Origin of the sequence: Thermobifida alba, from assembly GCF_023208015.1 — a bacterium.
In the GTDB taxonomy this organism is placed as follows: domain Bacteria; phylum Actinomycetota; class Actinomycetes; order Streptosporangiales; family Streptosporangiaceae; genus Thermobifida; species Thermobifida alba.
Map to the genome: position 1 here is coordinate 1,631,707 of NZ_CP051627.1, position 14,949 is coordinate 1,646,655.

Genomic DNA, 14,949 nt, shown 5'->3' on the forward strand with positions numbered 1-14,949 from the left:
TGGGGCTCCTTGTCCGGCTCCGCCTCCCCGGCGGAGCATGGTCGGCTCAGGGACGACCCGGCCGTCGCGGCGGGCCGCGCGGCGGCCGCGCGTGACGACTCTAGACCGGCCCCGCCGCACGGCGATGCCGTGACCGGGTCACCGGCGTGTTGCCGCGGGCAGGGCCGCCGGTCACTAGGCTGGTGCCCACGTTTCCACCGGTCATTCGTGAAAGGCTGCGACCCCATGTCGTCCCGCCCCACCGTGCTGCTGCTCAACGGCCCCAACCTCAACCTGCTGGGTCGACGCGACCCCGCCCAGTACGGCACCACCACGCTCGCCGACGTCGAGAAGCGGCTGGTGGCACTGGGCGACGAGCTGGGCGTGGACGTGGTGTGCGCCCAGAGCAACCACGAGGGCGAACTGGTCGACCGCATCCACGCCGCCCGCGACCTCGACGGCGTCGTGTTCAACCCGGGCGCCTACGCCCACACCAGCATCGCGCTGCGCGACGCGATCGAGGCGGTGCCCACCCCGTGCGTGGAGGTGCACATCTCCAACATCCACGCCCGCGAACCGTTCCGGCACACCTCGGTGACCGCTCCGGTGATGAGCGGCAGCATCAGCGGCTGCGGGGTGCACGGATACGAACTCGCGCTGCGCCACGTCGTCTGGCTGATCGGCCGCAACGGCTGAGGCCCCGGCCGCCGCCTCCACCCCTCCCCGACGAAACGAGTCGTTCACCTCTGGTTAAATTCTTCGACGGCATATGACCACCGTGTATTCGTTCGGGGGATGAGACAACCGTGTCGATGGCGAGGCACCGCACCGGGACCGTGATCGCGCTGCTGAGCGCGTTGGCGCTGGCGGCCGGCTGCGGCAGCGACAACGCGGTGCGCGGCGGCCAGGCGATCCCGGTGCCCGAGAACCTGGAGTGCTTCGACGGCACCGTCTCCGGCTCCGGTTCCAGCGCCCAGGAGCTGGCGATGCAGGTGTGGATCGCCGGCTTCCAGACGGCCTGCGACGACTCGCGGATCTACTACGACGCGATCGGCTCGGGCGGCGGCCGCAGCCAGTTCATCGACGGCGCGGTGGATTTCGCGGGCTCCGACGCGGCCATGGACGAGGGCGAACTGGAGGAGGCCCGGCAGCGCTGCGGCTCCGAGGTGATCCACCTGCCCGCCTACGTGGTGCCGATCGCGGTGGCGTTCAACCTGGAGGGCGTGGACGAGCTCAACCTGACCCCCGCCACCCTGGCCCGCCTGTTCAGCGGCGACATCACCCGCTGGAACGACCCGGCCGTCGCCGAGACCAACCCCGACGTCGACCTGCCCGACCTGCCCGTCATCCCGGTCAGCCGCTCCGACGAGTCCGGCACCACCGAGAACTTCACCTCCTACCTGGCCTCCGCCGCGGGCCGGGAGTGGCCCCACGAACCCGACGGCCAGTGGCCCTTCCCCCCGGTCGAGGCCGGGCAGGGCAACAGCGGTGTGGCCCAGGCGATCCGCGGCGGCCAGGGCACCATCGGCTACCTGGAGGCCTCCCACGCCGAGGGCATGACCACGGCCCGCATCGGCCAGGACGGCGAGTTCGTCGCGCTGTCCCCGGATTCGGCGGCGCAGATCGTGGCGGTCTCGCCGCGCCGCCCCGGCGGCGGCCCGCACGACCACGCCCTGGCGTTGGACTACACCGCCACCGGCACCGACGCCTACCCCATCGTGCTGGTCAGCTACGAGATCGCCTGCCTGGCCTACGACGAGGAGGCCGAGGCCGAGGGCGTCAGGGCGTTCCTGGGCTACCTGCTCAGCGACGAGGGCCAGCAGGCCGCCTCCGAGGAGTCGGGCTCGGCCCCGCTGACCCCGCAGCTGCGCGACGAACTGCTGGCCTCGGTGGAGGCCATCGGCGTGCGCTGAGCGCGGCCGCGGGTTTGCGCCCCCCTCCGCCGGTTAGCCGCTCCCGGTGACACCGACCCTTCGACACCGGGAGCACCACGCATGGCACAGCACCACCCTCCGGCACAGCAGCAGCCCCACCCGGGGCAGACCAGGGGCATGGTGCCCCGTCCCCGCGACGAGATGCGCGACTACACCGGCAGCGGCCTGCTGGAGGACAAGCGGGCCCTGATCGCGGGCGGCGACTCCGGGATCGGCCGGGCCGTGGCGGCGGCCTTCGCCAAGGAGGGCGCGGACGTGGCCGTCGCCTACCTGAGCGAGGACGAGGACGCCCGCCACACCGCCTCCCTGGTCGAGGCGGCGGGGCGGCGCAGCCTGCTGCTGCCCGGCGACCTCGCTGAGGAGGACCGGTGCACCGAGGTGGTGCGGCGCACCGTCGCCGAGTTCGGCGGCCTGGACGTGCTGGTGGCCCACCACGCGGTGCAGGCGCCGGTGGAGGACTTCGCCGACCTGTCCACCGAGCAGCTGCGCCGCACCTTCGAGGTGAACGTGTTCAGCGTGTTCTGGCTGCTGCGCGCGGCCATCCCGGTCATGCCCGACGGCGGCTCGGTGATCGTCACCGGCTCCATCAACGGGCTGCGCGGCAACTCCTCGCTCATCGACTACGCCGCCAGCAAGGCCGCGGTGATGAACCTGGCGCACAGCCTGGCCCAGCACTACATGAAGCGGGGCATCCGCATCAACTGCGTGGCGCCGGGCCCGGTGTGGACGCCGCTGATCCCGGCGACGCTGCCCGAGGAGAAGGTGGAGGGCTTCGGCCGGCAGGCACCGATGGAGCGGGCCGCCGACCCCGACGAGGTCGCCCCGTCCTACGTGTTCTTCGCCAGCGGACGGCTGTCGTCGTACTACTCCGGTCAGGTGCTGACCCCCGTGGGCGGGGAGATCCAGGTAGGCTGAACCGCCGTGGCCGTTGCGGGAACCGGCGGGAGGTGCGGGTGGAGGACAGGGAGTTCGTCGGGTACGTCGCGGACCGGCTGGCCGCCCTGCCCGGGGTGCGGGCGGTGAGTCTGGGCGGCTCGCGGGCCCTGGGCACCCACCGCCCCGACAGCGACTGGGACCTGGCCGTCTACTACCGGGACCGCTTCGACCCGCAGGACCTGCGCGACCTCGGCTGGCCCGGCGAGGTCTTCGAGATCGGCGGCTGGGGCGGCGGGGTGTTCAACGGAGGCGCCTGGCTGACCGTCGACGGCCGCCGCGTGGACGTGCACTACCGCGACCTCGCCGTGGTCGAGCACCACATCGCCGAGGCCGAGCAGGGCCGTTTCGACGTCGAACCGCTGCTGTTCCACCTCGCCGGGATCCCCACCTACCTGGTGGTGGCCGAACTCGCGCGCAACCGGGTGCTGCGCGGCGAGCTGCCCTGCCCGGACTTCCCGGAGGCGCTGCGCGCGAGCGCCCCGCCGCGCTGGTGGGGCACGGCGCGCCTGACGTTGGACTACGCGCGCGCCAACCACGCGCCCCGCGCCCAGGCCGCCCAGGTCGCCGGAGCGGTCGCGGTGGCCGCCTGCCAGGCCGCGCACGCGGTCCTGGCCGCCCGCGGCGAGTGGACCACCAACGAGAAGACCCTGCTGGACCGGGCGGACCTGCGCGGTGTCGACGGGATCGTCGCCGCTGTGCGCCCCGAACCGCAGGCCCTGGCCGAGGCGGTGGACGCCGCGCGCGCCCTCATGGCCGCGCGGGTCGACGCCGCCGCCTAGGCGCGCCCGACCGTCCCGCGGCGGGGCCGTCCGGCCGCCGGCGCAGGCGGACCGGGGGCGCCCGTCCCCGGCAGGGCCGCCGCGGCCTTCCCGCGCCCGTTTCCGGGGCGGCTCGCGGGCCGCCCCGGAAACGGGACGTTCAGCGCACCCGCAGGCGGCGCCGGACGGCGGCCAGGACCCGGCGCCACGCCGCGGCCGGCCGCCCGCGGCCCCGCAGGAGGACGGCCAGCGGTCCCCGGCGGCCCGCGGCGGCGACCTGCCCGGCGAAGTCGACCACCCCGGACAGGTCGACGGTCTCGACCCCGCCGTGCATCCGGTAGCGGCCGTGCACCGCGGCCACCGCCTCCACCGGGTCCTCCTCGGCCCCGCTGCCGCCCAGGACCCGCGCCAGTGCGCGGGTCCGCCACAGGGTCAGGCTCCTGGGGGCGTCGCGGACGAGTTCGACGACTCCGGCACGCGACCACTCGGCGCGCTCCACCATCCGCGCCACGGCCCGCGGCCCCACCCCGCAGGTGACCGGCACCTGGAGCAGGTAGGGCGCGGGGAATCCGGTGCGGGGCGCGCGCGCCGCGAACCGGACCCGGGGTTCGGCCAGGTAGTGCGCCTGGATCAGGCGGGCCTCAAGCCAGAAATCGGCGGCGGTGTCCCAGTCGGCGGCCAGGACCACCTCCAGGTCGACCTCGGCGCTGGCGAGCAGCCGGTCCACGCAGGCGCGCACCAGTTCGTAGGGGTGCTGCGCCACCTCGACCACGGCACGCACCATCGGCACCCGGTGTTCGGGGCGGCGCCGCGGCCGGTGGGCGGGGCGCGCGTAGGGGACGAGGGCGGCGAGCGCGTCGCTGCGCGCGCCGGGCACACGGGTGCGGTTGACCGTCGCGCCGCCCAGGTGCCAGGCGCGGGCGGCGCGGTCCGGCACGAACACCGCCCCCGACTGCCACAGCCGGTAGCCGAGTTCGGTGTCGTGGCCGAGGACGAGTGCGGGGTCGACGCCGCCCGCGGCCTCGTACAGGGTGCGGCTCATCGTCACGCACGAGCCGACGAAGGCCCGGAAGCCCTGGCTGTCGCAGTCGCGGAGGTCGTCGGTACGGGAGAGAAGCCGTGCGATGCGGGGATGGGGCGGGGCGTCGGGGAGACTGCGGCGCAGCGTGTTCGCCGCGACGAGTTCGGCGGCCTCGGCGGGGTCGAGGTCGCGGTCGATCGCGTAGCGGACGTCGGCCAGGGCCACCGCCTGGGAGTGGGCGTGCTGCCAGCGGACCAGCGTCTCCACGAGGGTGGACTCGACTAACAGGTCGACGTCCAGCCAGCACAGCACCTCGCCCGTGCTGAGGCGGGAGCCGTGGGCGCGGGCCTGGCCGGGGCCCCAGCCGTCCGGCGGGGCGGGTTCGATCCGGCACCGCTCGGGGCGCAGGTCGGGCAGTCGCGGCGGTGTCGCGGAGTGGTCGTCGACGACGACCACCTCCACCAGGTGCCCGGGGTAGGTCTGGCGGGCCAGGCAGGCGAGGATCCGGTCGAGTCGCCGCTGGTCGTCGCGGACGGGGATGACGACGCTGACGGTGGGGCCGGGTGTCCAGGAGCCCACCTCGGGCGGGGCGAGCGCCGTCCAGTCGTTGCGGAACACACGGGGATCGGTGGCCGAGGGTGGGGACACACCCTCCATGCACAACTCTGAGTAATCAAATAGCTTCACACGGTCACTATAGGAGGCGGTGCCCGCCCCTTTCCGGTACCCGCCCCCGGACGCGAACGGGCGCGTCGCCGAGTCCGTCCTCCTCGGCGGCGCGCCCGTGACCGCACGATCACCGTTGCGGTTCTCCGACACTATCCGCGGTCAGAGACACTCTCAGTCTCCCCCGCCGACCACGGCCTTACTCTCCCACCAGCGCCAATACAACGTGACGAAGGTCACTGAAGCCCCGGTTCAGGAGGTGACGTAGACGGTCTCCCCGCGGCCGCGGGCGCGCAGCGCCGCCTCCAGACGCGGCGCCAGGGCCGGGTCCATGAGGCGCAGCGCCCGGGCGGGCTCGGCGAACACGTACCCGTCCAACTCCTCCTCCTGCAACCGGATCGGCGTGTCTGCCGCGACGGTGCCGCAGTCGAAGACGAAGGAGAGGAACGGCCGGGGCCGCGGAGGACGGGGCGCGCTCCAGTGCACCGCCAGCAGCCGCCCGCTGCGCACCGCCAACCCCACCTCCTCGGCGACCTCCCGCTCACAGGCCAGGTGCGGGGCCTCGCCGTGCTCCACGACCCCGCCCGGCATCGTCCAGTGCTCGCGGTAGTTGGGGTCGACCAGCAGGACCCTGCCGTCCGGGTCGGTGATCAGCCCGGACGCGGCGAGGTAGGACGTGGGCAGACTGGCGAACCACTGTTCGGCGGGGAGCAGACCGGTCATACCGGCAGGCTAGCGCCCGCCCGCTGCCGCCCTCCACGGGGGACGGGGGCGGCACACGCGACCGGCAGGACGCCCGACCGGAGGGCCGGGGGCGCTGTCCTCCCCCGGCCCTCCGGTCCTCCGCGCAGCTCCCGCCCCGGGGGCACGGCCGCCTCAGCGGCGGCGCGCCCGCCGCACCAGCCCCCTGGCGAGCACGGCCGCCGCCAGCAGGACCAGCGCCCCGAGCACCGTGACGAACGGCCCGGCCGCGAAACCCAGGACGTGCACGGTCCGCGCCACCCGCACCACCTCCTGGTAGGGGGTGTCCTCGGCGGCCGGCTCGAACACGAAGTCGCCGGTCAGCGCGGAGGGCTTCCGGATGTCGTGGTCCAGGGTGGTCAGGAACGCGCCGTCGGGGCCGATGAGGTCGCGCAGCCGCGCCGACTCCACGTCGGCGGCCGACACCGGCCCGGCGAAACGCACCTCGGAGCGGACCGGGACCCCGTCGGCGCGCTCCATCCGGTGGTCGGCCAGCAGGTACAGGCGCGCGTACTGGCCGTACTCCGACAGCGCGGTCAACCGCATCGGATAGACCAGCTCCGTGGCGGGAAAGGTGACCTCCACCGGCGCCAGCGCCCCGGACAGGGCGGCCTCCTCGGCGTCCAGGCGCACCGCGACGTAGTACCAGCCCTCCTCGACGTAGGGCCGCAGCGCCTCCGCCAGGTCGACGGGCAGGTCGAAGCCGTTGTCCTCCAGCCAGCCGTGCAGCGCGGCGGCGTCCCCGGCGGCGAGCGTGGCCGCGTCGAACGGTCCCAGCTCCACCCGGTCGAGGACCGCCACCCCGTCCGGTCCCGCCCCGGACCGCAGTCCCGCGTTCCACCGGGGCCACCACTCGTCGACGTACTCGACGCGGGGTTCGGAGAGCCGCTCCAGGTCGTCGAAGACCGCGGCCTCCCCCAGCGCCACCTCGGCCGGCGCGGGCGTGGGCAGCAGCAGCGCCGCCGTGCTCTGCGCGGAGTGCGCGTCCAGCCGCAGCACCACGGTCTGCACCCCGCCGGAGAAGTGCACCACCGTGCTCTCCCCGTGGACGTCGATGTCGCCGATCGCCGCCCCGCACCCGCACGCCCACGACGGGGCGGCCCACCCCGTGCCGAGGACGAGCACCGCCGCCGCCACCACCGCCGCGCACCGCCGCAGCACCGCCCGCACGCGTCCTCCCCGCACCTGTCGTGGACCTCTTCGGGTGTCTTCGGGTGGTCCGATGCGGCCGGGACGCGGAAAAGCCGGAGGCCCCGCCGATCGTGACCCTCCTGTGACCGGCGGGGCCTCCCACGAGGGCGGCGTCAGCCCCGCAGCAGGGCGCGGTGGGCCAGTTCGCGGCAGACCACCGCGAAGTCCATGCCCGCCGCCTCCACCGCCAACGGCAGGGTGGAGGTGTCGGTCATGCCCGGGGAGACGTTGACCTCCAGGAAGTGCACGCGGCCGGCCCCGTCGACGATGAGGTCGGTGCGGGAGACGTCGCGCAGTCCCAGGGTGCGGTGGGCGGTGACGGCCACCTCCGCGGCGGCCCGCGCCACCTCGTCGGAGAGCCGGGCCGGGCTGAAGAACTCGGTGCGTCCGGCGGTGTAGCGGGCCGCGTAGTCGTAGACGCCGCCGTCGGGCACGATCTCCACGGCCGGCAGCGCCACCGGCCCGTCGCCCAGGTCGACCACGCCCACCGCGATCTCGGTGCCTCTCACCTGCTGCTCGATGAGCGCGGTGTCGCTGTAGGCGAAGCAGCCGACCAGGGCCGAGGGCAGTTCGGCGGCGTCGGTGACGGCGGCCGCGCCGAACGCCGAGCCGCCCTGGTCGGGCTTGACGAACAGCGGCAGTCCCAGCATCGCCACGATCCGCTCCAGCACCGCGGGCGCGCCCAGGTCGTGGAAGAGCGACTTGGGCAGGGCCAGCCCGCGCGGCACGGCGACGCCCTGCTCGGCGACCAGGGTCTTGGCGATCGGCTTGGCGTAGGCGACCCGGCAGGCGTCGGGGCGCGCGCCCACGTAGGGGACGCCCGCCAGTTCCAGGACCTCGCGGATCGCGCCGTCCTCCCCGGAGGCGCCGTGCAGCACCGGGAACACCACCTGCGGCGGGTCCTCGGCCAGGAGGCCGAGCAGTTCGGGGCCGACGTCGCAGGTCTGCACCTCCACCCCGAGGCGGCGCAGCGCCTCGGCCACCCGCCGTCCGGATCGCACCGACACCTCGTGTTCGGGCGACAGCCCTCCGGCGAGCACGAGCACCCGGTTCAGGTCGGCCACGGTCCTGCCCTCTTTCTGTCCCTGTCCTGCTGCTGTGGTCACGGCCGCCGGTCCCCTACGGCAGGTCGGGGGCCGGGGCCTCGCCGCCCCGGCCGTCCGGCGCGGGCACGCCGCCGAAGGTGTCGCGCAACTCGATCTCGCTCTCCAGCACGCCCACCAGGCGGCGCACCCCCTCGCGGATCTGCTCGGGGCTGGGATAGCAGAACGACAGCCGCATGTTGCGTTGACCGCCGCCACCGTAGTAGAAACCGGTGCCCGGGACGTAGGCGACCCGTTCGTTGACGGCCCTGGGCAGCATGGCCTTGGCGTTGATCCCCTCGGGCAGGGTGGCCCACACGAAGAACCCGCCGGCGGGCCGGGTCCACGTGCAGCCGGACGGCATGAGCGCCTCCAGGCTCGCCAGCATGGCGTCGCGGCGGGCCCGGTACATCTCGTTGAACTCCTTGATCTGCTCGGGCCAGGGCTGGGTGGCCAGGTAGCGCCCCACGATCGCCTGGTTGAAGTTGGAGTGGCTGAGCATCGCCGACTCGGCGGCCAGCACGAGCTTGTCGCGCACCGCCGAGGGGGCCAGCGCCCAGCCGATCCGGAAACCGGGTGACAGGGTCTTGGAGAAGGAGCCCAGGTAGATGACGTTGCGTTCGGAGTCGGCGCGCAGCGGGCGCACCGGTTCGCCCTCGTAGCGCAGCAGGCCGTAGGGGTTGTCCTCGATCACCAGCAGGTTGAACCGCTCGCAGATCTCCAGGACGCGGCGGCGGCGCTCCGGCGCCAGGGTGACCCCGGCGGGGTTGTTGAAGGTCGGCACGGTGTAGAAGAACTTCACCCGTGTCCCCTGGCGGGCCAGCTCGGCCAGCCGCTCCTCCAGCGCCTCGGGGACCACGCCGTCCTCGTCCATCGGGACGTGTTCGATGCGGGCCTGGTAGGCGGCGAAGGTGTTGATGGCGGTGACGTAGGTGGGGCCCTCGGTCAGCACCACGTCGCCGGGGTCGACGAACACCTTGGTGACGAGGTCCAGGGCCTGCTGGGAGCCGACGGTGACGATGACGTCGTCGGGGCTGGCGTCGATCTCCTCCAGCGCCATGACCTCGCAGATCTGCTGGCGCAGCACCGGGTCGCCCTGGGCGGAGCCGTACTGCAGGGCGGTGCGGCCCTGCTCGACGACGACCTGCTGGGCGAGCTCGCCCAGGGCGTCCAGCGGCAGCGCGCTGATGTTGGGCATGCCCCCAGCGAGGGAGACCACCTCGGGTCGGGAGGCGACGGCGAACAGTGCGCGGACCTCCGAGGCCACCATCCCCGCGGCGCGTGCCGCGTAGGAGCCGACGTAGGGGTCGAGACGCGACCCCTGTGGGTTGGGCTGGGACTCTCGGGGATCAACGGACACGATCCACCTCCGCGTGTGAAGGACCCGTACGAACCGGACCGCCGACGGGCAGGGCCGCCTGTGCGGTCCGAGTCCCGCGGACGAGTGCCGCGGACGCGCCGGTGCACCGTGTCTCCCGCCGCTGACGCCCCGGTTGATTACCGGCAAGTTTACGCACCCGCGTGTCTGTGCACCCCCAGTGGCCGCATGCGGACCGGTGTAAACCTCCTCACGGCCCCGGCGTGGCGCGGGGCCCGGGCGGGCCTACAGGCCGAAGCCGCGCAGCCGGTCGATCTGGCGGCGTTCGCGCTTGGTGGGGCGTCCCGCGCCCCGGGCGCGGCGGGCCACCGGCACGGCGAACTCCGGCGGCACCACCGGGGTGTGGTCGACGTAGCAGCGGGTCGCGATCGGCGCGCCCACCCGCTTCTCGATGACGTGGGTGACCTCGACGATCCGGTTGACCCCGTTGACGCGCGCCCGCACCCGGTCGCCCGGCTTCACCGGGGTGGCGGGTTTGGCGGGCTTGTCGTTGACGCGGACGTGCCCGGCCCGGCACGCCTGCGCCGCGTCCGCGCGGGTCTTGGTGATGCGCACCGCCCACAGCCAGCGGTCCACGCGCGTGGCGGGGGGACCGGGCGGCAGCGCGGGAGCCTGGGCCATCGGCGGCTCGGAGCGGGCCGTGTCCTGTCCTGGGTCGTGGTCGTGCACGGTCCCAGGTTAGCGCCGGCCGCGCCCGGCCGGGAGGGGCCCGCGGGGCGGCCGGCCGCCCCGCGGGCCGTGGGGTCAGCAGACGTTGTAGCTGCTGTTGACCCGGGTGATGTTGCGGAAGGTGACGTTGTTACCGCACGGGCTCTCCCGGATGCCGGTGTTGGTCACCGTGAGGTTCTGGATGGTGACGTCGGAGGTGTTGGGGAACTCCGACCGCGCGGCGATGCGGATCTCCCCGGAGTCGCGCACCGTGCCGGACTGGCCGGCCAGCGTCACGTTGTAGCAGTTCTCGATGAGGATCGCGTTGTTCCCGGTGTTGGCCAGGTCGATCCGGTCGATCACGGCGCCGCCGCTCTCGGAGACGCAGAAGACGCCGCGGCCGCCGCCGCGCGCCCGCACCTCGCCCACCCGGATGTTGACGGGGTAGCTGTCGCCGACGCGTCCGTTGCGGTTGGCCATGCGGAACGCCGCGTACCCGGTGCCGGTTCCGGCGTTCTCCGCGTCGACCAGGTCCACGGTCGCGTTGATCGTGTCGTTGAGCAGCAGCCCGGAGTAGGCGGTGTTGCGGGCCACGACGGTGCCGATGTCGAGGCCGTCCACGCCGTAGGTCTCCACGCCGTGGTTGTTGGTGCCCGAGACGTTGACGTGGTCGATGCTGATGTTGCGGGTGCGCACGCTGCGGTTGTCGTGGTTGTCGATGCGCATGCCCAGTCCGCCGGACAGCCGCAGGTCCACCTGGCCGAAGTGGACGTTGGAGGCGTTGCGCACGAAGATGCCGAAGTAGGGGTTGCCGGTGACGGTGATGTGGGGGACCTCGACGTCGTGGGCGTTGCGGATGCGCACCGCCGCGTGGTTGGCCGAGGGGCTGCCGGTCACGTCGATGGTGCCGCACACGTCCAGCACGGTGTAGCTGGGCAGGTCCAGTGAGCTTCCCGCGCTCATCGTGCCGGAGCCGCGCACCACCACCCGCTCCTTGTGGGTGCGCCCGGGGGTGAGGTTGTCGACGGCCGCGCGCATCGCCTGGAGCATGTCGCCGCCGGTGTAGCGGACGGTGCTGCCGGTGCGCGCGGTCCAGGTGCTGCCGTTCCTGGTGACCTCGGCGTGGTAGGAGCCGCTGCCGCAGCCGCCCGAGCCGCCGCCGTTGTCGTCGACCCTGACGAGCTGCCAGCGCTGGTTGGCGCCGTCGTGGTCGGTGTACTGGGAGACGCGGGCGCCGTTGGCGGTGGACCACTCCCAGACCTCCAGGGCCTTGCCGCTGTTGCGGTTGATCAGCCGCACGTCGCCGCCCGCGGAGTCCAGGACGCGGAACTGCTGGTTGTGGCCGTGGGTGACGTCGTACTGGCGGATCTCGGCGCCGTCGGCGGTGGAGTGCTCCCACACGTCCACGGCCTTGCCGCTGTTGCGGTTGACCAGCACGTAGTGGCCGCTGTCGGAGGGGACGAACCGGAACTGCTGGTTGTGGCCGCCGAGGTTGTCGTACTGGCGGATCTCGCCGCCGTTGGCGGTGGAGTGCTCCCACACGTCCATCGCCTTGCCGCTGTGCCGGTTGACCAGCACGTAGTAGGCGTTGGTGTCGATCGTCGCCGCGTCCGCGGGGCGCGCGACGACGGTGAGCAGGGCCGCGGCGAGCGCGAGGGCGCCGCCGAGTGCGAGCAGGAGCCGCACCGGCGACGGTCGCACTCGCCGGGCGGTGGGGGTCAGGGACACTGCGTACCTCCGTGGGGATCGCGTCCGGTGCCGCGCCGGACGGGAGGGGCGGGGCCGCGGCCGCCCCCGTGACGGGCCGCGGACCGCAGCGAAAGCGGTTTCCGAAAAGCTAGGAAACCTCACGGAGCGTGTCAATAGCCCTACACCGCGCAGTGACTCCCCCGCTCCCCCGATCGGCCGCCCCACCAGCGCACCGACGTTGCGGAAGCGATACCAAGAAGGTGTCGTACCGCACACCCCCGTTCCTAGAGTCATCCCATGTCTGTTGCCCTCCCACGCCTGCGACGCTGGCTGCTCGGCGTCCTCGCCGCCCTCGTGGCCGTCGTCCTCGTCGCCGCCGGGCTCGCCGTCTGGACCGTGCGGCGCTCCTTCCCCGACGTCTCCGGGGAGCTGACGCTGCCCGCGCTCGGCGCCCCCGTCACCGTGTACCGCGACGGGAACGGCATCACCCACCTCTACGCCGACACCCCCGAGGACCTGTTCACCGCCCAGGGCTACGTGCACGCCCAGGACCGCTTCTGGGCGATGGACTTCAACCGCCACGTCACCGCCGGGCGGCTCGCCGAACTGTTCGGCGCCGACCAGGTCCCCACCGACGCCTACCTGCGCACCATGGGCTGGCGCCGCGTCGCCGAGGCCGAGTACGACCTGCTCGCCGACGACACCCGCCGCTACCTGGACGCCTACGCCGACGGCGTCAACGCCTACCTCGACGGGAAGTCCGGCGCCGAGGTCAGCCTGGAGTACGCGGTGCTGGCGGCCACCAACGGCGACTACGAGATCGAACCGTGGAGCGCCGTCGACAGCCTCGCCTGGCTCAAGGCGATGGCCTGGGACCTGGCGGGCAACATGCACGACGAGATCGCCCGCGCCTCGCTGCTCGCCGACGGGCTGACCCGCCGGCAGGTCGAGGACCTCTACCCCGCCTACCCCGAGCAGCAGCACGAGCCCATCGTCTCCGGTGCCCGGGTGCGCGACGGCGCCTTCGTCCTCGACCCCGGAGACGAGGGCGGGGAGGCGTCCGAGGAGGCCCCCGACGCCGCCGTGCGCGCCGTGTCCGCCCTGCGCGCCCCGCTCGACGCGATCCCGCGCACCCTCGGCCCCGCCTCCCGCGACCTGGGCTCCAACTCCTGGGTGGTCTCCGGCGAGCACACCGCCTCGGGCCTGCCGCTGCTGGCCAACGACCCGCACCTGGGTTCGAGCATGCCGTCGGTCTGGTACCAGATGGGCCTGCACTGCACCACCGTGGACGCCGCCTGCCCCTTCGACGTCACCGGGTTCACCTTCCCCGGCCTGACCGGCGTGGTCATCGGCGCCAACGACACCATCGCCTGGGGCTTCACCAACCTCGGCCCCGACGTGGTGGACCTGTACCTGGAGCGGATCGAGGGCGACGCCGCGATCGTCGACGGCGAGCCGGAGCCGCTGCAGACCCGCACCGAGACCATCCGGGTCGCCGGCGGCGAGGACGTGGAGATCACCGTGCGCTCCTCCCGCCACGGCCCGCTGCTGTCCGACCCCGAGCTGGGCGCGCAGCTGCGCGACTTCGGCGCGAACGCGCCCGTCACCGCCGACGGCGACCCCGCCGACACCGCCCAGGAGGGCGACTACGCGGTCGCCATCAGCTGGACCGCGCTCACCCCCGGACGCACCGCCGACGCGATCTTCCTGCTCAACCGGGCCCGCGACTTCGAGGAGTTCCGCGAGGCCGCGAGCACCTTCGAGGTCCCCGCGCAGAACCTCGTCTACGCCGACACCGCCGGCACCATCGGCTACCAGGCGCCCGGCAGGATCCCGGTGCGCGGCAAGGGGGACGGCCGCTGGCCCGCCCCCGGCTGGGACTCCGACTACGACTGGAAGGACTACCTGCCCTTCGAGGAGCTGCCCACCGTCCGCAACCCCGACTCCGGGGTCATCGTCACCGCCAACCAGGCGGTCGTCGACTCCGGCTATCCGCACCTGCTCACCGCCGACTGGGACTACGGCTACCGCTCCCAGCGCATCAACACCCTGCTGGAGGCGGCCCTCGCCGAGGGCGGCCTGACCGTCGAGGACATGGTGGACATCCAGCTGGACAACGAGAACAGCGGGGCGCGCGCCCTGGTGCCGCACCTGCTGGAGGCCGACGTCGACGGCACCGCCGCACGCGCCCGCGACCTGCTCGCCGACTGGGACTTCCAGCAGGACGCCGACTCGGCCGCCGCGGCGTTCTACAACGCCACCTACCGCCACCTGCTGCCGCTCGTCTTCGACGAGCTCGGGAAGAACCCCGGGATCGGCGCCTCCCGCGCCTGGCTGCTGCTGGCCGGTCTGGTGGAGGACCCCGACTCGGAGTGGTGGCGGGGCGAGGAGGCCGACAGCCGCGACGAGGCGCTGCGCCTGGCCATGGAGCGGGCCGCCGAGGAGCTGACCGAGCTGCTCGGCGACGACGTCGCCGCCTGGCGCTGGGGCGACCTGCACACCCTCACCGCGCGCAACGCCTCCTTCGGCGAGTCCGGCATCGCCGCCGTGGAGTGGCTGTTCAACCGCGGCCCGGTGGCGTCGGGCGGCGGCTCCAGCGTCGTCAACGCCACCGGCTGGGACCCGGCCCAGGGCTACGAGATCACCACGGTGCCGTCGATGCGCATGGTGGTGGACCTGGCCGAGCCGGACGGCTCCCGCTGGATCAACCTCACCGGCAACTCCGGGCACGCCTTCCATCCCCACTACGACGACCAGCTGGAGATGTGGGCCGCCGGTAAGACCCTCCCGATGCGGATGAGCCGCGACGCGGTGGAGGAGGCCGCCGAGCACACCCTCGTCCTGCGGCCCTGAGCCGCAGCGGCGCACACGGCCGCGGCCCCGGCCCCCCGCGCGGGGGGCCGGGGCCGCGTTCTGCTGCGGGCCG

12 protein-coding genes are annotated in these 14,949 nt (G+C 73.6%); 5 read left to right on the forward strand and 7 right to left on the reverse strand.

Annotation, left to right across the window (positions count from 1 at the left end):
- The first annotated feature begins 225 nt into the window (after positions 1-225).
- The 4 genes from aroQ (at position 226) to FOF52_RS07215 (ending at position 3,628) form a co-directional block, all read left to right on the forward strand.
- Entirely contained in the window at positions 226-675 is a 450-nt protein-coding gene (aroQ, locus tag FOF52_RS07200; RefSeq protein ID WP_248593054.1) for a type II 3-dehydroquinate dehydratase, read from the forward strand.
- A gap of 116 nt (positions 676-791) precedes the next feature.
- Complete coding sequence (gene pstS, locus FOF52_RS07205) at positions 792-1,892, forward strand: phosphate ABC transporter substrate-binding protein PstS (RefSeq protein ID WP_248593772.1); 1,101 nt, start codon at positions 792-794, stop codon at positions 1,890-1,892.
- 81 nt (positions 1,893-1,973) lie between these two features.
- The gene (locus FOF52_RS07210) at positions 1,974-2,828 is read left to right on the forward strand and encodes an SDR family oxidoreductase (RefSeq protein ID WP_248593055.1); all 855 of its coding nucleotides are present in this window, start codon (positions 1,974-1,976) and stop codon (positions 2,826-2,828) included.
- A gap of 38 nt (positions 2,829-2,866) precedes the next feature.
- Entirely contained in the window at positions 2,867-3,628 is a 762-nt protein-coding gene (locus FOF52_RS07215; protein WP_248593056.1) for a nucleotidyltransferase domain-containing protein, read from the forward strand.
- 139 nt (positions 3,629-3,767) lie between these two features.
- On the opposite strand, the gene FOF52_RS07220 is transcribed toward FOF52_RS07215, so the two are convergent.
- The 7 genes from FOF52_RS07220 to FOF52_RS07250 all read right to left on the reverse strand — a co-directional run bounded on the left by FOF52_RS07220 (position 3,768) and on the right by FOF52_RS07250 (position 12,062).
- Positions 3,768-5,285 carry a glycosyltransferase family 2 protein gene (locus FOF52_RS07220; protein ID WP_282573921.1) on the reverse strand — a complete coding sequence of 506 codons (1,518 nt, stop codon included), beginning with the start codon at positions 5,283-5,285 and terminating at the stop codon, positions 3,768-3,770.
- A gap of 261 nt (positions 5,286-5,546) precedes the next feature.
- Entirely contained in the window at positions 5,547-6,017 is a 471-nt protein-coding gene (locus FOF52_RS07225; protein WP_248593057.1) for an NUDIX domain-containing protein, read from the reverse strand.
- A gap of 153 nt (positions 6,018-6,170) precedes the next feature.
- Entirely contained in the window at positions 6,171-7,205 is a 1,035-nt protein-coding gene (locus tag FOF52_RS07230; RefSeq protein WP_248593058.1) for a DUF2330 domain-containing protein, read from the reverse strand.
- 134 nt (positions 7,206-7,339) lie between these two features.
- Positions 7,340-8,290: a D-alanine--D-alanine ligase family protein gene (locus FOF52_RS07235; RefSeq protein WP_248593059.1), complete on the reverse strand. Its 951-nt coding sequence runs from the start codon at positions 8,288-8,290 to the stop codon at positions 7,340-7,342.
- 55 nt (positions 8,291-8,345) lie between these two features.
- Positions 8,346-9,668 (reverse strand): aminotransferase-like domain-containing protein, encoded by a 1,323-nt coding sequence (locus tag FOF52_RS07240; RefSeq protein ID WP_248593060.1) that lies wholly within the window; start codon positions 9,666-9,668, stop codon positions 8,346-8,348.
- Between the two features lie 243 nt (positions 9,669-9,911).
- Positions 9,912-10,307, reverse strand: coding sequence for an RNA-binding S4 domain-containing protein (locus FOF52_RS07245; protein ID WP_248593774.1), 396 nt, complete (start codon positions 10,305-10,307; stop codon positions 9,912-9,914).
- 123 nt (positions 10,308-10,430) lie between these two features.
- Positions 10,431-12,062 carry an RICIN domain-containing protein gene (locus tag FOF52_RS07250; protein WP_248593061.1) on the reverse strand — a complete coding sequence of 544 codons (1,632 nt, stop codon included), beginning with the start codon at positions 12,060-12,062 and terminating at the stop codon, positions 10,431-10,433.
- Between the two features lie 258 nt (positions 12,063-12,320).
- Between FOF52_RS07250 and FOF52_RS07255 the strand changes: the two genes are divergently transcribed.
- Positions 12,321-14,876, forward strand: a complete 2,556-nt coding sequence (locus tag FOF52_RS07255) for a penicillin acylase family protein (RefSeq protein WP_248593062.1) — start codon at positions 12,321-12,323, stop codon at positions 14,874-14,876.
- The last annotated feature ends 73 nt before the right edge of the window (positions 14,877-14,949 follow it).